14 protein-coding genes and 1 pseudogene are annotated in these 21,684 nt (G+C 61.4%); 9 read left to right on the top strand and 6 right to left on the bottom strand.

The genetic code is table 11. The features are described 5' to 3' along the window. Nucleotides 1-22 precede the first annotated feature (22 nt). From VXM69_RS32505 to VXM69_RS32480, 6 genes are all read left to right on the top strand, one after another. Nucleotides 23-4,840 (top strand): YadA-like family protein, encoded by a 4,818-nt coding sequence (locus VXM69_RS32505; RefSeq protein ID WP_367190258.1) that lies wholly within the window; start codon nt 23-25, stop codon nt 4,838-4,840. Between the two features lie 14 nt (nt 4,841-4,854). Continuing rightward, nucleotides 4,855-5,523 (top strand): hypothetical protein, encoded by a 669-nt coding sequence (locus VXM69_RS32500; RefSeq protein ID WP_175028066.1) that lies wholly within the window; start codon nt 4,855-4,857, stop codon nt 5,521-5,523. A 29-nt stretch (nt 5,524-5,552) separates the two neighbouring features. Beyond that, nucleotides 5,553-5,765: a hypothetical protein gene (locus VXM69_RS32495; protein WP_058904043.1), complete on the top strand. Its 213-nt coding sequence runs from the start codon at nt 5,553-5,555 to the stop codon at nt 5,763-5,765. A gap of 15 nt (nt 5,766-5,780) precedes the next feature. Further along, the gene (locus VXM69_RS32490) at nt 5,781-7,223 is read left to right on the top strand and encodes a DUF1173 domain-containing protein (protein WP_367190257.1); all 1,443 of its coding nucleotides are present in this window, start codon (nt 5,781-5,783) and stop codon (nt 7,221-7,223) included. A 261-nt stretch (nt 7,224-7,484) separates the two neighbouring features. Beyond that, on the top strand, nt 7,485-7,622 hold the full coding sequence (locus VXM69_RS32485; RefSeq protein ID WP_175028068.1) for a hypothetical protein: 138 nt from the start codon (nt 7,485-7,487) through the stop codon (nt 7,620-7,622). Nucleotides 7,623-7,630: 8 nt separating this feature from the next. Next, complete coding sequence (locus tag VXM69_RS32480) at nt 7,631-8,524, top strand: Crp/Fnr family transcriptional regulator (protein WP_367190256.1); 894 nt, start codon at nt 7,631-7,633, stop codon at nt 8,522-8,524. Between the two features lie 908 nt (nt 8,525-9,432). Here the strand turns inward: VXM69_RS32480 and VXM69_RS32475 are convergent. The 5 genes and pseudogenes from VXM69_RS32475 to VXM69_RS32455 form a co-directional block, all read right to left on the bottom strand. Then, a pseudogene (locus VXM69_RS32475) lies at nt 9,433-9,993 on the bottom strand (transposase); the annotation flags it as partial. Between the two features lie 78 nt (nt 9,994-10,071). Further along, complete coding sequence (locus VXM69_RS32470) at nt 10,072-10,890, bottom strand: polysaccharide deacetylase family protein (RefSeq protein WP_319001389.1); 819 nt, start codon at nt 10,888-10,890, stop codon at nt 10,072-10,074. A 173-nt stretch (nt 10,891-11,063) separates the two neighbouring features. Next, nucleotides 11,064-12,218, bottom strand: a complete 1,155-nt coding sequence (locus tag VXM69_RS32465) for a glycosyltransferase (protein WP_175028081.1) — start codon at nt 12,216-12,218, stop codon at nt 11,064-11,066. 340 nt (nt 12,219-12,558) lie between these two features. After that, the gene (locus tag VXM69_RS32460; RefSeq protein WP_367190255.1) at nt 12,559-14,412 is read right to left on the bottom strand and encodes a clostripain-related cysteine peptidase; all 1,854 of its coding nucleotides are present in this window, start codon (nt 14,410-14,412) and stop codon (nt 12,559-12,561) included. A gap of 214 nt (nt 14,413-14,626) precedes the next feature. Next, entirely contained in the window at nt 14,627-16,348 is a 1,722-nt protein-coding gene (locus VXM69_RS32455) for a hypothetical protein (RefSeq protein WP_175868182.1), read from the bottom strand. A gap of 496 nt (nt 16,349-16,844) precedes the next feature. Between VXM69_RS32455 and VXM69_RS32450 the strand changes: the two genes are divergently transcribed. The 3 genes from VXM69_RS32450 to VXM69_RS32440 all read left to right on the top strand — a co-directional run bounded on the left by VXM69_RS32450 (nt 16,845) and on the right by VXM69_RS32440 (nt 21,273). Continuing rightward, entirely contained in the window at nt 16,845-17,582 is a 738-nt protein-coding gene (locus VXM69_RS32450; RefSeq protein ID WP_367190384.1) for a response regulator, read from the top strand. Nucleotides 17,583-17,800: 218 nt separating this feature from the next. Further along, nucleotides 17,801-18,580: a response regulator gene (locus VXM69_RS32445; protein ID WP_367190254.1), complete on the top strand. Its 780-nt coding sequence runs from the start codon at nt 17,801-17,803 to the stop codon at nt 18,578-18,580. Beyond that, nucleotides 18,577-21,273 carry a 7TM-DISM domain-containing protein gene (locus tag VXM69_RS32440; protein ID WP_367190253.1) on the top strand — a complete coding sequence of 899 codons (2,697 nt, stop codon included), beginning with the start codon at nt 18,577-18,579 and terminating at the stop codon, nt 21,271-21,273. The genes VXM69_RS32445 and VXM69_RS32440 overlap by 4 nt, the downstream gene beginning before the upstream one ends. On the opposite strand, the gene VXM69_RS32435 is transcribed toward VXM69_RS32440, so the two are convergent. Next, complete coding sequence (locus VXM69_RS32435; RefSeq protein ID WP_367190252.1) at nt 21,253-21,684, bottom strand: hypothetical protein; 432 nt, start codon at nt 21,682-21,684, stop codon at nt 21,253-21,255. The two genes, VXM69_RS32440 and VXM69_RS32435, sit on opposite strands and share 21 nt — an antisense overlap.

The raw sequence follows: 21,684 nt of genomic DNA, 5'->3' as shown, positions 1-21,684 counted from the left end.
TCGTTGTTAAGCGGGGATTGTAATGAAATTTTCGAAAAGCCCTACACCAAGTGGTTTATCGATCACGATCGCTGCGGCGCTCGCATCGATGGCTGGTCCTGTGCATGCTCAGACGTCCGGAGACGGCGCGATTGCAAACGGAAATGGTGCCGTTGCCTCTGGCGATTACTCCGTTGCGATCGGCACGGCGGTTACCTCTGCCGGTCCTCGATCGTTGAGCTTTGGTTACGCGTCCACGGCGGCCGGAGCCGATTCGATCGTACTCGGTACTTCGAGCACGGCGCAGACCAATGCGGTTGCGATCGGTAATACGACGGTGGCCAGTACGAATGCAACGGCAATTGGGGCCGCCGCCACCGCTGCGGGTAATGGTTCCGTCGCGATCGGAAACGGCGCCGTCGCCAACAATTCGCAAGATGTCGCAATCGGCTCAGGATCCACCACGGGCGCCGCGCACCCGCTTAGTAGCTTCGGTATTGCTGGTCAGAGCTACTCGGTGGCGGGATCAACGTCCAACGGGGTGGTGAGTTTCGGCGCGCCGCAAAATCCGAGGCAACTGACTAATGTTGCCGCCGGCACCGTTAGTGCAACAAGCCTTGACGCCATTAACGGATCCGAGCTCTATCAAATGGGACAGGCAGTTGGCAGTCTCTCGACGTCGACGAGTCAGTCCGTGACGTCGCTGTCGACTGCGACCGCGAACAATGCCACGGGAGTTGCCGGCGTATCTTCCGGGCTCGCTGCGCTGTCCACCACCGCCTCACAATCTTTAGCGTCGCTATCGACAGGGCTTGCGAGCAATACGGCCAACGTCACGAACCTGTCGAGCAGCGTAGCCTCACGAGTAGGCTCGCTCTCAACCAGCGTGGCCAGCTCTGGTACGGCGGTGGCCAGCTTATCGACCGGTATTGCGCAGTCGGGCGCGTCGCTGTCAACCGGCCTGGCAAGCAACACGGCTGGCATCACGAGCCTGTCGAGCAGCACGGCATCAGGCTTTGGTTCGCTCTCAACTGGGCTGTCCGACGTCGGCGCGACGGTCGCGAGCTTGTCGACGAGCACAGCTGCTGGGTTCTCTTCTCTGTCGACATCGACCGCTCAAACGGTCAGCAGCCTGTCCACCGGGACGGCGGGCGCGATTGGGTCGTTGTCGACCGGAACCGCGCAGTCTGTCACGTCGCTGTCTACGGGCCTCGCCAGCAACACGGCCAGCGTCACCAGTTTGTCGAGCAGCGCGGCGTCAGGCTTTGGATCGCTCTCGACCGGGCTGTCCGACATCGGCGCGACGGTTGCGAGCTTGTCGACGAACACCGCTGCAGGGTTCGTGTCGTTGTCGACGTCGACCGCTCAAAATATCAGCAGCCTGTCGACTGGCATGGCCAGCGCGATAGGTTCGTTGTCGACCGGGACCGCGCAGTCTGTCACGTCGCTGGCGACGGGCCTCGCCAGCAACACGGCCAGCATCACGAGCCTGTCGAGTAGCACGGCATCGGGCTTTGGTTCGCTCTCAACTGGTCTGTCCGATATCGGCACGACGGTCACGAGCTTGTCCACGAACACCGCTGCCGGGTTCGCATCGCTGTCGACGTCGACCGCTCAAACGATCGGAAGTCTTTCCACGGGAACGTCGAGCGCGATCGCGTCGCTGTCGATAACGACAAGCCGATCGATCTCGTCTCTTTCGACTGGCCTGGCTGGCGATGGCGCGATACTCTCGGCAATGCAGTCCGGTCTGGCTGCAGGGACCGTTGGTCTGGTTCAGCAAGCAGGCGGTGCCGGCACGGGCGCGATCACAATCGGCGCCGGTACCGGCGGTACGGTGCTCAACGTCGCCGGCAACGCGGGCGCGCGGCAGGTCAAGGGTGTGGCTGCAGGCACAGACGCTACCGACGCGGTCAACCTGCAGCAGCTGCAGAGCGTGGCGGCTCAGACAGGCGCAATCGGCTCGAGTGCGGTCGTCTACGACGATGCGTCCCACACGCGCATCACCTTTGATGCGGCGGGTGTGCCAGTCACTTTGACCAACCTCGCTGACGGCTCCGTGGACGCCGGCAGCACGGACGCGGTCACCGGCCGGCAACTCTATGCCGTGCAGCAGGCGACGAATGCCAACAGCGGTTCGATCGCCGCACTGTCTACTTCAACGCAGGCGGTCACATCGTCGCTTTCGACGGGCGCGGTTAATAGTGCGGCCTTGTTTGGTAGCTTTTCAACGAGCACGGCTGCTACTTTCTCGCTCCTGTCGACTGGCTTGTCCTCGACCAACGTCACCGTGTCATCTCTCTCGTCGGGTCTGGTGGCCGGAACCGTCGGGTTGGTCCAGCAGACCGATGGGACCGGCGGTGGCCCGATCATGGTCGGGGCCAACACCGGCGGTACGTCCCTCGACGTGGCCGGCACATCCGGACCGCGTCAGGTCAAGGGCGTTGCCGCGGGCACCGACGGTACCGATGCGGTCAACCTGCAGCAGCTGCAGAGCGTGGCGGGCCAGACGGGCGCGATCGGCGCGAGCGCAGTTAGCTATGACGACGCGTCGCATACCCACGTCACGCTCGGTGCATCAGGTTCGCCCGTGACCCTGAGCAACCTCGCGGACGCCTCGTTGAACGCGAGCAGCACCGACGCTGTGACGGGGCGGCAGCTCTATGCTGCCCAGCAGACGACGAATGCAAACGTCGGCGCGATCGCTGCCCTGTCCACGTCAACGCTGGCGGCATCGACCTCGCTTTCCACGGGCATCTCCAGCAACGTTGTCTCGATCGCGAGCCTGTCGACTAGCACGACAACGGCGCTTTCTTCCCTCTCGACCGGCGTCTCCCATGGCCTGGCATCGCTGTCGACCGGCTTGTCCTCGGCCAACGCCGGCGTATCAGCCCTCGCGTCCAGTCTTGCGGTCGGGACAGTCGGGCTGGTTCAGCAGTCCGGCGGTGCCGGCATCGGCACGATTACGATCGGCGCCAGCACCGGCGGCACCGCGCTCGACGTCGGCGGAACTGCGGGCGCGCGGCAGATCAAGGGCGTAGCCGCCGGCACGAGCGCCACCGACGCAGTCAACCTCCAGCAACTGCAGGGCGTAACGGCCGCTGTGGGTGCCGTGGGCGCCGGCGCAGTCTCCTATGATGACCCGACGCATTCGCGCGTCACGCTCGGCGCCCCCAGCACAGGATCGCCCGTCCTGCTCACCAACGTCGCAGACGCGGCACTGACGACCACCAGCACGGACGCCGTGTCTGGTCGGCAGCTCTACACCGCCAACCAGGCGATCAGCACCAACGCGATCTCGATCGCAACGCTGTCGACGTCGACGGGCTTCGCCGTGTCCTCGTTGTCCAGCAGCGTCGCCAACGGTGGGGCGACGCTCGCCGCGCTGCAGTCGGGGCTAGCGGCCGGCACGATTGGGCTGGTGCAGCAAGCCGGCGGTTCCGGCGCCGGCACGATCGCTATCGGCGCCAGCACCGGGGGTACGGCGCTTGACATCGCCGGCACCGCCGGCGCGCGCCAGGTCAAAGGCGTGGCCGCCGGGACTGACGCTACCGATGCGGTCAACCTCCAGCAGCTGCAGGGCGTGGCATCTCAGGCCGGGGCGCTCGGCGCGAGCGCGGTCGTCTACGACGATCCCTCGCATACGCGCGTCACCTTCGGTGCGGCGGGTGCGCCTGTCACCTTGACCAACGTTGCTGATGCGACCTTGACGGCGAACAGCACCGACGCGGTCTCGGGACGGCAACTGTACGCGACGAACCAGAGCGTCTCCGCCCTGGCTGGCCAGCTCGCAACGGGTACCGTCGGGATCGTGCAACAACGCGGCGGCTCGAGCGCCGGCGCGATTACGATCGGTGCCGGCACCGGCGGCGCCAACATCGACGTCAGCGGCTTGGCTGGTGCGCGCCGCGTCTCCGGCGTGGCAGCGGGTGTGAACGTCACCGACGCGGTCAATGTCGGCCAGTTGAATCAGGTTATCGGTACGGTCAATACGATCGCCGGCAACGCCCTGTCTTACGACGACCCCGCAAAACTTAGCGTGACGCTTGGAGGGCTGGGAGCCGGTGCGGCCGTCACCGTTCATAACCTGGCGCCTGGCTCGTTATCAGCGGCCAGCGCAGATGCGGTCAACGGGGCTCAGCTCTTTGCGACGAATGCGAACGTCGCCGCCAATACCAGCGCGATCGACGCACTTTCTTCCCGGCTTGGCGCGATCCTCCCGTCGAGGTTCAGTCAGAGCCTCCCCGAGCCCGGTCAGGGCAGCCTCAAATATGCCGCGTTTAACAGCACCGGTGGCGGTTCAGTGGCAACCGGCGCGGACGCGACGGCTATCGGCAGCAATGCGGTGGCCATCGGCGATCGCAGTGCTGCACTCGGTGTGGGTGCCATTGCCCAAGGCAGCGGCTCGATCGCGGTCGGCAGCGGCGCTGACGCGACTGGCGCCAATGCCGTTGCGCTTGGGGCTGGCTCAGTGGCTGACCGCAACGATTCGGTGTCGATCGGAAACGCGGCCACTGGTATGACGCGAACACTCACCAACGTCTCGGCCGGAACGGCTCCGACCGATGCCGTCAACGTCCAGCAGCTGAACGACTCCGCGACGAACCTGAGCAACCGCATCGAACATGACCGGCGGGACGCCAACGGTGGTATCGCCGCGGCTGTCGCGATCGCCAGTCTGCCCCAGGCGCCGGCGCCCGGAAAGAGCATGGTGGCCATCGGGGGCGGGACGTACGGGGGGCAGTCCGCCATGGCGCTCGGCATTTCAACGTATGCCGGCCACTGGATTCTGAAGGCGAACGGCTCGACCGATACGCGCGGCACCGTGGCCGCCGGCGTAGGCGCGGGATTCGTCTGGTAACCAAGGAGACCACCATGAATTCGAAGCTTCCTGCTGGACCGGACGTGGCAACGGGCATCGGTCTGCGCAATCCCGACGTGCCGATCGCTTTCGAGCGCGCGCTGCAGGCTCGCGTCGACTACGCGATGGCGATCTGCACCACCGATGAAGGATCCGAAGCGCGGGCCGCACTCCTGAAACGGGCACGCTATGGGGCGAGCGATCTCGGCCGAGATCTTGTCTTGGTCGGGGCCGACGATCTCGGTTGCTCGCCGTTGCTCGCCGACGTGCCCGTGTTGCGAGATGCGTTCGAAAGCGCCGTCAACTGGGCGCAGGTCGATCAGGCCAACGCCGAGGCTGAACTGGCGGAGGCCTTGGCTGAAGCGGAGAGCGAGCTGGCGCGAGAAAAAGCGGCCGACGAGCGACGTGCCAAAACAAAGGCGGCAATCGAAGCCGGCGATTGGCCGGCGCTGGATCTTCCAACGCCCGAAGCGTTCGTGCACGCGCTGACCGCGGGCAAATCGGTCGACGTCGACGGCCACTCGTTCGACTTCGTCAGCGGCGAAGGTCTGTGGTGTACGAATCCGTATGGCGTCGATGCCTATTTCGGAGACGCCATACCGTCGGTTACCTACGCCCGTGAACTGCTCGGTGCGATCGCGCTCGGCACCGTATTCGGCGACGTCCCGCCCGACAGCGATTGAGCCACCCCATCCCCATACCGGAGCTACCCATGACCGATCAGGTGTTTCGAAGTGGCAAACCCGTGACCGCACACAGCATCGTGTCGGCGGCGATCGCCGGCGACATGACGGCCGACGAGGCCGTGGAACTCGTCCAGTTGCTGATCGAGGCCCGCGCGCGCGGCCTGGATGTCCGAGAGGCGGAGCCCCGCTCTGCCAAAGCGCCCTCGAGGGGCTTGGCGAAGCGCTCAGCCGCCGTTTAAACCAGGAGATCTGGCATGCAGAACTTTGAATTGGACGGGTTGGAATATGAGGCGGGAAGCAATAGTTTCCTTGCGAAACTGCCAGCTGCGCACGAGGCGAAGACACGTCCGCTCTGCCTGTGCTCGACTCCGCCGATTCCGATGTACATCGCACGTTTCGAGGGGCGCTATCAGGTCAAGCGTATGCCCGGTACCGGCGCGAAGCACAAGCTCGGCTGCGACTCGTACGAAACCCCGCCCGGCCTGAGCGGTTATGGCGATGTAGAGGGGGCGGCCATCGTTGAGGATCCGGAGTCCGGGGAGGTCACCCTCAAGTTCGGTTTCGCGTTGGCGAAAGGCGCGGCGCGGGAGATGCCGGAGCCCTCTGGCGACGAGCCTGACAGCATCAAGACGGATGGCAAGAAGTTGACCTTGCGGGGTTTGCTGCACTACCTCTGGGAACAGGCCGGCCTGAATCGCTGGTCGCCGGCCATGGCCGGCAAGCGCAACTGGTCGGTGGTCCGCAAGTATCTGCTGTTGGCCGCTGCGGGCAAGAACGCGAAGAAGATGAGCCTCGAGGACATGCTGTACGTCCCCGAGATGTTCGTCGGCGACCAGAAGGACCGCATCGCCCAGCGACGCACGGAGCATCTCGCCCGGATTTCTGTTTCCGAGTCCGGGAAGCCGCACTTCGTGCTGGTGATCGGTGAGCTCAAGGAAATCGCGACCGCTCGCTTTGGCTTCAAGCTGGTCATCAAGCATCTACCCGACTATGGCCTGATGGTCGACGAGAAGACCAAGAAGCGGATCGAGAAAGTCTTCGCGTCGGAGTTCGAGATCTGGTCGGCCACGGAAGGCACCCACCTCATGGTCATCGCCACCGCGAGCCTGTCAGCGGCCGGTATCGCTACCGTCCAGGAAGTGTCGATGATGCTGACCAACGAATCGTGGATCCCGTTCGAATCGCTCGCCGATATCGCGCTGCTGAAGGCCTTGGCCACCCGTCGGTACCAGAAGTGCCTGCGGTACAACCAGACCGCGAAGCATCCAATCGCCACGGCGTTGTTGACCGACGCCGAGCGCGGTACGGCGCTCTACGTTGTGCCTGCCGACGTGTCGTCCGCCTACCAGTCCGAGCTCGACGCGCTTATCGCGGAGTCGGAGCTGGATTCATGGATCTGGCGGCCGGGGACCGAAGTGATGCCCCCGCTTCCCCTGACCGCCTTCGACGCGGCACGCAAGGCCCAACGGCAACCGCAGCCGCTCGCATCGGCACCGGCCACCAATGCCGTAGCGGCACCGAGGCCCGCGACTGCGCACGAGCCCGAAAACAGAACGCCCGCGGCGGTTAAGGCGCCCGAAACGGAGCCGGATTCGACTCGGCTGTTCGCCGAGCCTCCGGTCGTCGATGAGCCGCCCCCGATGTTCGATGAAGATCCGCCCTATACCGATGAGGATCGTCCGGCGAACTGGTTGTGAGTGCAACTGGTTATGGAGTTGCCCGGTTCCGCTGGACTGAAAGCGACTCTTTTGGAATGTTTTGTATCGCTAACGAATACGGAGGAGTGGGTAGACAAGCCAAAAAAACGCCCCGAGTGCAATCGGGGCGCGAATAAGACGACGTACGACAGGGACCTTCAGCGTCGCAGGCGTCACACGAGAAGTTTCGGATTCTAGAACAGAAGCGTGCCCTGTCAAGCGTCATCTATGTGACAGCAACTTAACGAATCAGCACATCAGATGATGATCCAGAACAACATTGGCCGTATTGCCGGTGAGGCATTGAAAACAGATGCAACGGCGATTCCGCTCCGCTACGTGGTAGCGGCCGGCGTCGACCCGGATAACCAGAATTCGAGGGTATCGGGCACGGACTGAACCAGCTCATGACTCGGCTGATTCCCGGTACGTCGCCGATTCTGGCGCACGCTCCGATGAATCCGACCTGTCCGGCCGCCAGCGACGACTGGATGGCTGTGCCTACGCACGCCCGCAGTCGACGCATGGCGCTGCCTGCGCGCGTTTGGCCGACGGATATTCTGTGTCCGGCGCCGGCGAACAGCCCTCGGCTGCTGCGCGAATTGAAGTTGCGCCTCGGCCGATATCTCGAAACGCCGCAGGCCTGGTTGCCGGCCCTGAATGCGGCCAATGGAAGCCGCCGCCAGCAGCGCAGCGAGCGCCGCATCGCGTGCGTGCAACTGGTGCGAGCGCTCGTCAAATTTTGTGACGTCTCGACGTTGCGTATCGCAGTGCCGGCCCAGAGCGGTTGGGTGGATTTCACCCTGCCCTACCTGGCCGAGCAGGCGGGTCTCTCGGTGCGCCGTGCCGAGCGCGCGCTGCGCGACCTGGTCACCGCACGGCTGGTGAAGAGCCGGCCACAATGCGAGGTTGAGGTCAGCGACGAAGGGCCGCGCTATCGCGGGTTGGCGGCGATTCGATACGTCACGCCCGCGCTATTCGAACAATTCGGCCTGGGCAAGTGGTTGCGGCACGAGCGCACACGTGCTCACCTGCGCATGCAGCGCCGGCGGGACGCCGCGCGCAAGCGGGAGCGGAAGGTAGGCGCCGGTGGGGGCCAACTGCTCGCGCAGCTCACCGACAAGCTTGCGGCCGCTCAGGCTAAGGCTGTCGCCCGAGGCACGCTCTCCGAGAGTGATCGTCGCGCCGAGCTCGAGCGCGCGGTCATGATCCGCGCCGGCGAACTCAAAGCTACCTACCCCGACTGGGATCGCGACCGATGTTTCCGGGGCGCGCGTAACCAGCTCGCTCCACCCGCCTAGCACCTAGGCGGTTCCCTCTCTCCATCGCTACCGCGAGGCCCGCGCTCGGGCGAATCCTGGGCAATGGCGTTTGTCGCTGGTGTTTTGTAGCGGATGGGCGGGCTTGCGGCACTGATTCTGGCGACGCTGCGCTGTGGTACCACCTACAGCTGTGAATAAGTGCATTTATCTGTCGGGACGGCTCGCCGTTAAGTGTCGGGGCTTAGTCAGAACCTATCTCTACCTATACCCCATATCGACCCGCGGCAAGCCGCGGCTTCACGCGGGCCTTGCCCGCTTGCCTGGCTAACCCCACCGAACCATACACGCTGTCCTCCGGCAGGCCGTAAGCGCTACGGCGGCCGACGGCCGCCGCACCGCTAACGGCGCGACAAAAGATTTCGGGGCGCGTCAAAGCCGCACCCCGAAATCAGCGCGCGCGGGTGCGCGCCCATCTGCCTGCCAGCAACATCGACGAACGTCGGCCGCATAGCTAGCAGCGAGGGGGGAATTCCAATACGCAACTAACGGTCAAGCGCCTTGCACCCGCCCAAATTGCCCTCTCGCGACTCCGCACCTCGATGTCTACAAGAACAAGGGCCCCTCACAGCCGAGTGGGGATCCCCGCAATTCTGTTCGGCCCGCGCCTGACCGCCATACTCTGTCGAAAGGGCAACGTTTATGGGAGACGGCGATGTGCTATTCGCCCAAGATCTAGGCGAACTATCGCGAGTACGTCCAACGCTACGGCGCCGACATGGACATCGACACATTCCGCCGCCTGTTCTTCGCGCGCGCGGCCGGGAACGACATCAAAATCCCGAAAGCGGTCGACGCCGCGTTTGACGGTATCGACGAAGAGATCACTGCTGCGATCGCCGCGTATCGAAGCCAGCGAACACGGAAGCTGGAGACCAACCTGTTCGAGCAGCGAACCAGACCACCGGCGGCTCTTCGGAGGCACTCGGCCGGTCATCACGCACGTATCCCACAGACGTGCTCTCTTTGTGCGACCGTTGCCGGGCGCCAGCACTGGCAACGGCGTGTCGTCAGCATTAACCTTGCCGCCGGCCAGCGCGGAGCGGCGCACGGTGTCGACCAACGGTGCGAGCAGCGCCTCGATGCTACCCATCCAATACCCCATCGCGCCCGGATCGATTCCGACGGTGTCACTCGCGTACATCACCGCTTTGCGGTGCAGGGGGAGATGGTACGCGAACTTCGACACGGCGATGTGAGCGCGCAGCGCTGGTCTCGGGATGCCCCGATAGATCGGGCGGCTCGGGGCCGCAGCCTGCGCGAGGCGATCACAGCGCGCGTAGTCCAGCTTCGGACGGCGATGACGGATCACACGAAAGTGCGCACACACGTATTCGGTTGCTCCGCGATGTCTTCGCCCAGCGGCCCGAGCTGACCACCGCAATCGGGCAGTCATCGTCGGTGGGCAGATGAACGTGCTCTTCGCGTTCAAGATGTTCGGGTACAAGCCGAATGCAAGTTCGTCCGGTAAATCACCTTCATACGCGGGCCGCGCTTACCGCGCTATGACAAGCATGAGTGCTTGACGATCACATCGAATTCCTTGCGGAACTGGGATGCGTTCGACTGGAAATCATGAACCAGTTTGCCGTCCCTTCTCGACGCGAAAGAAACATTGCGGCCTGACCTAGCGATACCCGCGCACACTTGAACCACAGCCTCGTAGCCCCGACCCCGCCCGCGACCGGAATCCGCGGCAACAAAAACGGATCGTCGTTTGCACCGGCGCATCCGTGCCGGGTCGTCGTCGCGTTGCCGTAACCGGCAGCGATGACCTGCTCGCGCACGCGTGCATCGAGATTGCCGTACGGATAACAGAACGATTCGACACATTGACCGCTCAGCATTTCGAGTTGCCGCTTCGATTCGGTCAACTGAAACGCCGAAACAGACGCCGGCACATACGACAGCGCGACGTGATCGAGCGTATGCGAGCCGATTTCATGGCCGTGATCGCGCCACGCGAGCATGTCCTCGCAGGTCATCAGCGGCGAGCGCGTGGTCGGCGCGCCCGCGTCCCAGTCGTTCGCGCCGCCGAACCGACCGGCGACGAAGTAGCAGGTCGCGGTGAACCCTAGCGTGTCCAGCACGGGCATCGCATGCGTCAGCACGTTGAGAAAGCCGTCGTCGAACGAAATGCCGAAGACCTTGCCCTGCCGATCCCCACGCAGGTACGGCTGGAGTTTGCGCACGCTCAGGCCGCGGTAGCCAAGCCGCCTGAACAGCGTCATCTGGCGGCGGAACGCGTCGGGCGTGACGCTCAGGCTGCGCAGCTGGTCGGTCGGCGGCGGTAGCGGGCGGATCTGATGGTACATTAGGATCGGGTAGCGTGGGGGGCGTGTTAGCATCGAACAGGTCGCAGGAAAGCGGGATTACGTGGCCTTGTGGAAGATCCGTAGGGTCTTGAGGTCTCCGACCTCAGTGAAATCGGCACTGGCGGGCCACCGCGCGATGATCGGTGCGGCCTTCCAGTAGGCCGGCGGTTCCTTGTGGCGCAGGTCCCGGTACCTCTTCCATATATTCACTGCCATTTCGTGGATCTCAAGGAAGTCACCCAGCGGTAGGGGTTGTGTCGAATCGACTTGTGATACACGGACAAGGTCGCGTCGACGAACTCGTCAAACGAGAATTCGCGCTTGCCTTTCAGCCACGCGCTGCGTCCCATCGCACGGACGCAGCCGGGTTCCTGCACGATCGCGCGCAGGATCGCTTCGATTGCCGCGGGCTCGCGCGGCGGGACGACCCAGCCGTCCACGCCCGGTTCGACGTTCTCGGGCAGCCCGCCCACTCGCGTCACGATCGCCGGGCAGCCCAGCGACATCGCTTCGCGGCACGCATACGACAGGCTCTCGTGGTACGACAGCACGAACGACACGTCGATGATCGAGAACGGCGTCCGCACATCGTCGAGCCGCCCAGTGAACGCGGTGCGCGACGCCATGCCGTGCCGCGCGATTTGCTCGCGTTGCTCGCCGGACGGCTCCGCGCCGACCAGCAGCACGCGAAACCGCTCGCGCTCGGCTTCCGGCAGGCGGCCGAGCGCGGCAATCAGGTCCATCCAACCTTTTTCGGGCGCGGTGCCGGCGCTGCTGCCCAGCACAATCGCATCCGCGCTGGACGCGCCGAACAGCGCGATTTTGCGGCGGCGGATCTCGTCGGCCGCGAGTCGTTCGGCAGCCGGCCGGCGCACGCCGTGCTTGACCACAGTGACGTCGCTGTACGGCGAGCGCAGCGCGAGCATGTTCGCGACGTAGTCGCTGACCGCGATCGTGTGGTCGGTGGCCAGCCGGGCACGCAGCAGGTTGCCGAAACTGTCGGCGCGATAGGTGTTGTGCTTGGTCAGCACGACCGCTGGTCGATACCGGTAGCCGAGCAGCGCCAGCATTACCTGCCGGTGATCGGCGGACCCGTTCACGTGGATCACGTCGAAGCGTTCGGTGGCGATCCGCTGGCGCAGCCTGAGAATCTCCCGGCACAGCCGGTTCCAGCGCGGCTTGAATTCCATGTCGAAGATCGCTACGTCGGGACTATCACTCAGCAGTCGCGACAGGCGGCTGCCTTCCGGCGACGCCACGGTCACGCGGTGACGGCGGCTCATCGCGACGGCGAGATCGCGGACGTAGGTGTCCTGGCCGCCGCCGTAATCGCCGTGGAAGTTGGTGTACAGAATGTTCATCATGCATAGCACCTATTCACCCGCGCACATCAAAGGACTTCATATTAAATCGATGAATGATTCACCATTGAGCCTTGCCAATAACGCCATTTCCGCGCTACCAATCCACCACGGTAACCACGCGAGACGTAACAGATACGTGAAGCGGGACCGTTCCTGAGTCTGAAACCCATCACGAAATTTTTGAGCGCTTCGAAAAGCAAATGCCATTTGCGTTTGAACACCCCAGCCGTCGTGGCACAGAGATACCCTGCCACACATCAATGGCGAATATATTGACTCGCTTAAGGCACGTGGCCCGTCTCTACCATTCGGCTTACGGCGGGCCACACTTTTCAGCTCAGGGGTTACGCGGATAAATATTCGTAAACTGGACGCTGTGTGTCGAATCGGTCGCCATAATTGCCTGGCTCAAACTACCGTGCACCGGGGTCAGTTGGAGATCAAAATTTGCCAGGCTGAACTCGGGCGTCGCCGGAACGAGATCGGTCGCCTTCCCTGTCGTGGTGTCAAACTTGGCGGCAAGGATGCGAACTTTGTCATCCGCGTCGGGCAACGGCATCACTCGGGGTACGCGATCTGCGAGCGCCGATGTCGTGCCTATCGCCGTCCACGGCACCGTTGCACTGGAATCGGACCGGTACAAGAGATAGGTCAGCTCTCCGTTCAGTTCGATGGGAACACCCCAGTATTTATTGTTATCGTCAGCATAGAGATAGCCGAGAATCACCGGGTAGCCATCGAGCGTAGGCCAGTCGGCCGACAGCGGCACATTGAACGACTGCGATGCGCTGAATTGACTTATATCGACCAGGGGGTTGCTGCCCACCAGCGTGGCCGTACCATCCGTTCCGACATTGGAAAAAAGAAGATTATCGAGAGAAAGAATCCCGGCGTCACTGGAGACGCTCCCGGTAATCGCCCCTCCCCTGACGACTGCATTGATATCGCTGATATGCGGCTTGGACGCGATGGCGGAAATATATTTGCTTGTGAAATCGCGGTACTTCGGCGAAAAATCGATCGCCTGATACTGTGACTGTGTTGCGCCAGATTTGAACGATCGAGACGGAAAGTAGACTGACAGGCCAGACGCGCTGCTGTAATTCGCACTGGTGTTGCTATATACCACCGCCTGACTGATCGCATTGGCCAGCGCAACGGAACCCTGAACCTTGTCCGCGATGTTCCGGGAGAATTGTTTCAGATCGACCAGATCGAGGGAGGAGTTACTGTCGGTGCCGCTACCATTGCCGCCAAAGCCCAGTGAGGTCGCCCGCATCCAGGCGACCCGGGCCCAACTGTCATCCGAACCGGAAATCGCCGAGAGCACGGTTCCCGTCCAGGATTCGAGCGTAGTCTGAACGTTAGCGATCTTGCTCAGATCGATCAACGAAAGCGTACTGAATTCCCGCTCGCCGTCCTGTTTTTCGATGTACGAATCGGCAACCGACTTCCCAAACGTACGTGCGTCTTGCGTCGCGGAGGCCACGACAGTAGTCCAGTTCCAGCCGCTGCCGGGTTCGAGTTCCTGCGACGCCAAGAGATAGTCGGCATACGGGCTCAGTGCGCTCGCGACTTCAACCGTCGCCATCAAGCATGCGTCGAAGCCGATCAGATCAAAGCGAATATTCGCTGCTTTCTCGCCGTCCGCAATCGCCTTCGACAAATTCGGCAATGTCATCTGCGACCCGTTGAAATTCTCGTCGCCACCATATCCCGTCCAACCGCCCCCGTGATCCCACAGCAGCAGCTTGTAATTGCCTGCCGGATACTTGCTTTTCGCCCACGCAATGAAATCGGACAGGGTTGACGGCGCCCCCATGTCGACCTTGCCCAGATCCGCGACCTGCTGAAGCTTGCCGTTGGCGATGACATGGCGCTTTACATTGATCCAGTTCGGAACGAGGCGGGTGGGATCGTTGACGACATTCGCACCACCGGTTTCGATCACGATATTGGCATTGGACGGCAGGGTTGCCTTCAACATCTCTTCGAGGTTCTTCGTAGCATTTCTACCCGCCTCGTCGTTTCCACGACCACTCTCAAGATCGGAGCCGAGCATATAAACCATCACGGTGGTAGCGGCTTGCGGCTGGGGCTTCGGTTGGGGCGACGCAGTGTCGTCACCACCGCACGATGCCAGAAACACGACTAGCGAGAGTGCTGCCACTTTAATTGATAAGGATTTCACGATATCTACTCCATTTTTCAACAATGAATTCGAACTCCAAATTGGAGGGCGATATTTTTATTCAGTTATATTTTGCCGTGCGACCGGTTCGTCATTAAGAAACTGGACGCGTGTTCAGATAGCTCGGCCAATATTCGTAATGACCGAGCCAATCCCGTAAATACTTCGCCTGCGAATGCGTTCGGCAAATGCGGACGATCGATGCCCCCGCCTGTTACTGAACGACCTGAATCGGTACGGCGATATCCTGGTTGCGCATCGACGCCGCGGCCGCACGCGGGCTCGTATTGATCATCACGTAGCCAAGCACGCCCGGCGTCGCGTTCGGCCGCACCGTGACGGTGACACGTCCATTGCCGCTATTGACGCTGCCTTTCTCGACCGACGCCACCAGCCAGTCGGGCAAATTGGTGACTTGCCAAGCCAGCCTGATCGGCGTGGAATAATCACCCGCCGAAATCTGCAGCTCCGTGGATTCCCCGGCCTTCAGGCGTATCGCGTTATTTCGTCCGGCAGGGACTGGTCGGGTCGTGCCGTCGTCGTTCAGAACCTTTACGCCGAATGCCGGAGTGGAATAGCTAACGGTGTAAGGCTTGGCCAGCTTGTAGTCGTACAGATACGTTCTCGATATCAGGTCATTGTCAGCCCGCAGACCGAAATTGCCCTCGAATTTCGAAACCTTGATCTGCACGCTTTCTTCGACGGCTGGATCTCCCTCGGGCACGCTGAACAATACCCAGGCAACCGTCCCGGCCGTGCCGACGGTAGTGGGATCGGTCTTCCAGATATCACTGGCCGACGTCGCATGGGAAGAAATAAACTCCGCGATGCCATGGTCCGAAGACGAAATCAGATTTTGTGCGGAATAAGTATACGAAGTCGCAATTTCTCCGCTTACCGACGCAGTTACGCCCTTGTCTCCAAACGAAAGAGATCCGCCCATTTTTTGCGTCACCGTGGTGTTTCTCTCGACGGTTTTGGGCATGTAATTATCGACATTTCCCTGGATCACCACACCGCCCCTGACGACTGACAAGGAAAATGCCATATCGTGGAGGTTGTTGTAATAACCGCAGTAATCGCCCTTCACGCACGTATCCTTGCGCGTCGGATGCGTCTTGTTGATTCGCGGTTGAGGCGTAGTTTCCCAGTTAGCCTTCACGAGATAATAGTCGTTCTGCGTACTTGAATTCAGGCGATACAACGAAAACTGGAGTTTCGCGCTGCCGGCCTTTTGGTCGGACTGCCACCAATTGTCCGTGTACGACTCTAGGCTGACTTCCTGCGAGCTGTTGCCGAGCAGGGTCCATGCGGAAGGGTCGGGATTGGCATTGCCGGCGATGCCCGCCGGAGAGTCCACCGTCGCGCGCACCATAGCCGACTGCACTGCGGATTTCGTCAGACGCTGCCGCGCCTGGCTCGCCCGAACCGGGTCCAGGCAGCGATCGATGCCGTTCCCGTCCGTGGTGCCGTCCTGTATCTGGCACTCTACCGGCGCGCCGTCGACGGCGGATTTCGCCAGGATGAAGCCCGACGACTGCTCGCTCTTCGTGGCGACAGGGATCGATGAAGCTACCGGTACCGTGCTGATGATGCCATCCGTGCCGCTTGGCTCCATTGCGGCGACGCCGCTATCGACCTTGAAGACCGGCATATCGTCGGTCGGCCCCCAGATGTCGACATCGCCGTCGGCCACGATTGCATAGCCGGCATCGTAATGCGCAGCTATTGAGCATTTGTCGACATTCCCTGGCTGTACCCTGTACACCGGATATCCGTCGACGCTCGGAACGTGAGCGGTACTGCTGCAGCTAGGGAATGCTGAAACCTGCACATTCGGAGAAGCATCCCCGCCGCAGCCGGCCAATGCCGCACTGGTCAACAGCCCCACACCTAAAACCCGCGTACCGAGGATCGTTGACCTCTCATTTTTCATTGTCGGAATTCTCTCTATATTTCGATGCGCTATTCGCATAGCTTCCCCGTCGGTGATTGGCCACTCGCCGACTCGCCATCGACTTGCGACGCAAGCGGCGTATGCAGTATCGATTCGGTTGCGGGATGTGGAGTACTCGCCACATCGTTGGAGCGGACGATACCGCGGAGGAATATGCAAGTGGGAGTCAGGCCTTTGAAAGACTGTCGCTAAGGTTTGCCGGGCTCGATAAAATCTTCGTCCGAGAACAGGGCTCGCGACGGGATGCCGAGATCCAGACCGAACCGGGGTCGCACTCGGTGCTCGAAGGAGCCGACCATCAGCTGCGAGCTCAAGTTAGCGGCGGATGTTGCCGTTAACCCGGAAGAAGAGAAATCTCGCCCGTAAACAGTCCGGCGCTCCGGGTAGATAAAGCCATCGGACTCTCTCGCCAATCGATTGCGAAATTTACATGCCACAAGCAATTGAACGATCACGCTCCAGCGACATTTCCGGAATGCGGATCCTGATCATTGACGATAATCCTGACGATCGACTGCTGCTGGCGGAATACTTCGGCGGCATCGGTTGCCGCATTTTTGTCGCATGCGACGGCCAGGACGGCTTTCGCAAGGCGCTGGCCATTATTCCCGACCTGATCCTGATGGATGTAGGCATGCCGGTATGCGACGGCCTGACCACCACACGCCTTTTACGATCTGTTCCAGATACGCGCGCGATCCCGATTTGCTTCCTGACGGCAGCCGGCCAACCCGCCGAGCGCGTACAAGGGCTACGGTTAGGTGCCATCGACTACGTGTCCAAACCCTTCGATCTGAAGGAGGTTCACCTGCGCCTCAGCATCCATGCGCGTGCAGGCCGTTACGCATGCGGCAAAAACACTGCCGCGTATCCGGGCGATACGCTGGATACGCGCTTGTTTCGAGACGCCCGCTACCATCTACTTGCCCGTCTTCACGAAGCATCCCCCGTTCCGTCTCTCGCGCGTACGTTGAGCACGAATACTTTGCGGTTGAACCTGGTCTTCAAACGATGCACCGGCATGACGGTCTCGCAGTTCCTGTTCGAAGCGCGCATGCAATATGCGGCAAGCCTGCTTACACAAACGACTATCGACATCCAGACGATCGCCGAGGCAGTGGGATATGGAACCCGGCAGAATTTCTCGACGGCGTACCGAAAACGATTCGGCGCTTCTCCAAACGAGTCGCGGATAAAGCAATTCGATGTATGACGCAGTGCAATACTTTGCGAATCGGTCTGTTTTGTTTGGTGCCGGATATTATTTTCGCCCGCCGCCGACAGCTGCCGGTTTCCGAGATATCCTTCCTGCGGTACATTGCTCCGCCGACGCGATGGTGACATTGCGGCACAACGAATGATCATTATTATTGGCAACACAATATGCATCCGTCCGATCTCTCCGCGCGCAGCACATCGAGCCGCTGATTTATGACCCGCGTCCTTGTTGTCGATGACCACCTCGACGATCGTAGCCTGCTCGCCGAATTCCTCCGACAACAGGACTTTCGCGTATTCGTGGCGAGCGACGGCCTAGACGGTGTGAACAAGGCACGTGCCGTCCGGCCGGACCTGATTCTGATGGACATCAAGATGCCGGGTTGCGACGGGCTCACTGCGTGCCGCAGACTGAAGGCCGATCCGGCCACTTCAGACGTACCGTTGATTTTCCTGACCGCATCAAGCCAACCCCAGGAACGCGTTGCCGGCCTCGAGGCAGGTGCGATCGACTACATCACCAAGCCGTTCCATTTCGACGAGGTAAAGCTGCGCGTTGCCATGCACTTGAGATTGAATGGCATTGCGACCGAATCGGAACCGACAGCAGGCGTCCAGCCGCTTAATCAGGATGTTACGAATATCGACCTCGCGCTCTTCCGTCAAGTCAAGGCCATCGTGCTCGCCAACTTCGCCGACGAACCCGACGTCGAAGCGCTTGCCGCTCGGATCGGTACTTCACCACGTCGGCTATCGCAAGCGCTCAAACGTTGCATCGGGCTCACAATATTCGACTACATTCGAGAAGAACGACTCAAGGAGTCGAGGCGTCTGCTGCTCGAGAGCAACAGCGACATCGTGACCATCGCGCGTAGAGTCGGTTATACGAACGGTGCGAACTTCGCGACCGCGTTCAAGACACGTTTTGGCGTCTCCCCGAGTATGCTTCGCCGCGCGGGCAGCCATGCGAATGAAGCGCTGACCAATCCATGATCGGCCGACGCACGCATGCGGGTAGCCAGCTGGCACTGGCGTGGTTGCTGATGTTTTTCGCATTGAGCGCGTTTTCGGCTGACCTTCGATGGCCACAGGCAATCGACGTCGCATCAGGTTCCGGGTACCGATCGCTGGCGAACGACGTCATGCTGTTCGACGATCGCACGGCAAACCTCGCAGCTGACACCGTCTTGCGCAGCGACGGCTGGCAGCGTGCGACCGCGCGCACGCTGTCACGAGGTTTCACGTCGTCGACCATCTGGATCGCCGGCACACTCTCAAATCAAGGCGCGCAAACCACCACGCGATGGATCTCGGTCGATCCAGTACGTCTCGAAGACGTCGCTTTCTACGTGGTCGATCAAGATGGTAACGCGGCCAAGGTGCGCTACCGTTCCGGAATCGGAGCGCCGATCGCGAACCGGCCGCTCGAAACCGTCAGTACCGCGTTTCCCGTCACGCTGACACCTGGCCAGCAAATGCGGTATCTGATCCGCGTGCGAAGCCGTTCATCGCTGACGCTGTCCTTGCATCTCTGGCACCCGAGGAATTTCCACGTGGAAGCCCAGCGCAGCATCACCGCGCATATGCTGCTGACAGGTGCCATGCTCGCGATGGCCGTCTTCTCGGCAGTGCTTGCAGCTATGTGGCGCGACCGTGTCTTCGTGATACTGACGGCAACCGTGGTGTCCGAAGTCATCTACGAACTAGCCTTCGAAGGCTATCTTTACGCGCTGCTTCTTCATCAGGGTGGCGACTGGCTCGTGCGCCTGCCGAGCATCGCGGGCAACATCAGTGTCGCTCTGTTCTCGGCGCTGCTGTATTCGTTCATTGGACTCGACAAATTCGGTGCATGGCGCTGGTCTTACAAGATCATGATTGCGGCGCTTGTCGCCGCCGCCGCCTGGACCGCGTTCGGGGACTATCGCACAAGCGCAGCGGTCGCCATCCAGGGCACACTCCTCTGCAATCTGGTGTGGATAGCATCCGTGGCTCATGCGTACCGGCGCAAGGTGGCGAACGCGCGCCTTATTCTGATAGCGTTTCTTCCCGACTGTGCGACGCTCTTCATTCGCCTCGGTGTGCTATCCGGATTCATTTCCACCAGTTTTAGCGCGGGCACCGCACAGATCTGGGACAGTATCGGCGTGCTGGTTTTGCTATCGATGATCGTCGGCGGCAGGTCGCGTCAGTTACTGCTTGAGCAGCGACAAGTGCAGCGGCTGCTTTGGGCTGAACGCGAGGCCACTCAGGAGCGACTCGAGAATGCGGTTGCCACACGTACCCGCGAGCTGCGTAGCGCACTTGAGCAGGCCGACGGTGCGATACGGGCAAAGAGCGACTTCCTCGCCCGAATCAGCCACGACCTCAGAACGCCGCTCACATCGATTATCGGCTTCGCCGATCTAATCCAAGCGGATGGTCGCGAGGATGCGGAACGCGGTCGAGTCATCCGCCGCAGCGCCAACCACATGCTCGGTATGGTCAACGACCTGATCGACTATGCTAGGGGGCGCGAAGCGGACACGCTGTCACCCCAACCTGTGTACACCTACGCTCTACTGGACGCCGTTTCACAGCATGGCTATGCACTCGCGAATCGCAGCGCTAATGAGTTTTCTCTAAACGTCGTCGGAGATCTACCGCCAGTCATCGAGCTTGATGAACAGCGTATGCACCAGGTGCTTGGCAACCTTCTGGACAATGCAGCCAAGTTCACGAACCACGGCAGTATCCTGCTGACCGTCAGCGCGGATCCTGTCGATAGCACGCAGCGGCGCTGGAATCTGCGCTTCTCCATATCCGACAGCGGGTGCGGCATTGCTATCGTCGATCACGAGCGCGTTTTCGAGCCGTTCGTGCGTGTAGGGGAATACCACCATCGGCCAGGTATCGGTTTGGGGCTTTCTATTGTCAAGCTATGGACCGACCGGATGGGGGCGACCTTGACATTCGACAGTACCCCAGGAATCGGAACGAAGGTCGTCATCGCGCTTACGGTCGATGAGGTGGACGAAGCGGGAGTCGACAGTCTGCGCATGCATGAATCGGCTGACGCGCTCCCGCTCATAGACGGAGATGGAAAACTCGTCCTTTTGGCCGAAGATACAGCCGAGATCCGAGAGTTGTTGCGCGGAGATTTGCTCAGCCTCGGGTTCGAGGTTGAAGCCTACGATAATGGCGCGTCAGCGGTCCGGAGACTGATTGCGAAGGATTGCCCGATTCCGGCACTCATCCTAACCGATCGACTCATGCCAGAGGCATCCGGGCATGACGTGTTGGCCGCTGCACGAAGCTGCCATCCACATGTCCCAGTCGTTCTCGTTTCCGCTGTGCCGTTTAGCCAGGCAGCACGGCCGGATGCGGGCGAATGTTTCGACGCCCAGCTTCTCAAGCCGATCAGTCTTGCCGATTTGCGTAACACAATCGCTACGCTGCTGAAGATGCAACGTGAGCTTCGACTGGCGCAGCCGGCATCGCAAGATCCACCGTTTCTCGAACCACCTGCCACGGTATTGCTCGACGAAGCACGCGTGCTGATCGAGCTGGGCGCGATATCCGATTTGCTTGACTGGGCGGAAAAGATTGCTCAGGCGGCACCGCGGCATGCACCCTTTGCGGCTAAAGTCAGTCAACTGGCAAAGAGAGGAGAGTTGCGGGAACTTCAGTCAATGCTCGACTTTTCCTGAAGCGACTTGCACTTTGATCGCACCGTTCGCGCTCCGTACCGCTTCGAGCAGCGCGGACGCCAGATCGAGCGGTCCGCCCGCCATCGAAAGCTCCGCGAGACGCCGGGCGGCGAACCGTGCGGTCTCGTCCTGAAATGCGCTGGGCGCGTCGCTCAGGTCGGGCGTCCGGTAGAGCCACGTCGATCCCGCACAGAAGCGTTGCCAGTCCCCATCGCTCGACACCCCCAAAATTCCGGTCGAGTACTCGTCGGCCCAGTTTTCGAGCGCGAGCAACGCAGCGGCGTCCGTAGACCAAAATAATGTTGTCACAGTTTGCGAAGTGAAGATGTCAATTCGCCGGCCGTCGTCGACCGAGAGATGCGAAACCCTCGTGAATTCATGAGGTTGTGCGCCGCGCAATAAAGTTGTCAC

The organism is Burkholderia sp. Ed8 (genome assembly GCF_040761425.1).
Lineage (GTDB): Bacteria > Pseudomonadota > Gammaproteobacteria > Burkholderiales > Burkholderiaceae > Burkholderia > Burkholderia seminalis.
This window is presented reverse-complemented; position numbering and strand designations above follow the sequence as displayed.

Excerpts from the sequence above, each read along its gene's own strand:
- VXM69_RS32505 (WP_367190258.1), top strand. The coding sequence starts at position 23 with ATGAAATTTTCGAAAAGCCCTACACCAAGTGGTTTATCGATCACGATC.
- VXM69_RS32500 (WP_175028066.1), top strand. The coding sequence starts at position 4,855 with ATGAATTCGAAGCTTCCTGCTGGACCGGACGTGGCAACGGGCATCGGT.
- VXM69_RS32495 (WP_058904043.1), top strand. The coding sequence starts at position 5,553 with ATGACCGATCAGGTGTTTCGAAGTGGCAAACCCGTGACCGCACACAGC.
- VXM69_RS32490 (WP_367190257.1), top strand. The coding sequence starts at position 5,781 with ATGCAGAACTTTGAATTGGACGGGTTGGAATATGAGGCGGGAAGCAAT.
- VXM69_RS32485 (WP_175028068.1), top strand. The coding sequence starts at position 7,485 with ATGATGATCCAGAACAACATTGGCCGTATTGCCGGTGAGGCATTGAAA.
- VXM69_RS32480 (WP_367190256.1), top strand. The coding sequence starts at position 7,631 with ATGACTCGGCTGATTCCCGGTACGTCGCCGATTCTGGCGCACGCTCCG.
- VXM69_RS32470 (WP_319001389.1), bottom strand. The coding sequence starts at position 10,890 with ATGCTAACACGCCCCCCACGCTACCCGATCCTAATGTACCATCAGATC.
- VXM69_RS32465 (WP_175028081.1), bottom strand. The coding sequence starts at position 12,218 with ATGAACATTCTGTACACCAACTTCCACGGCGATTACGGCGGCGGCCAG.
- VXM69_RS32455 (WP_175868182.1), bottom strand. The coding sequence starts at position 16,348 with ATGAAAAATGAGAGGTCAACGATCCTCGGTACGCGGGTTTTAGGTGTG.
- VXM69_RS32450 (WP_367190384.1), top strand. The coding sequence starts at position 16,845 with ATGCGGATCCTGATCATTGACGATAATCCTGACGATCGACTGCTGCTG.
- VXM69_RS32445 (WP_367190254.1), top strand. The coding sequence starts at position 17,801 with ATGACCCGCGTCCTTGTTGTCGATGACCACCTCGACGATCGTAGCCTG.
- VXM69_RS32440 (WP_367190253.1), top strand. The coding sequence starts at position 18,577 with ATGATCGGCCGACGCACGCATGCGGGTAGCCAGCTGGCACTGGCGTGG.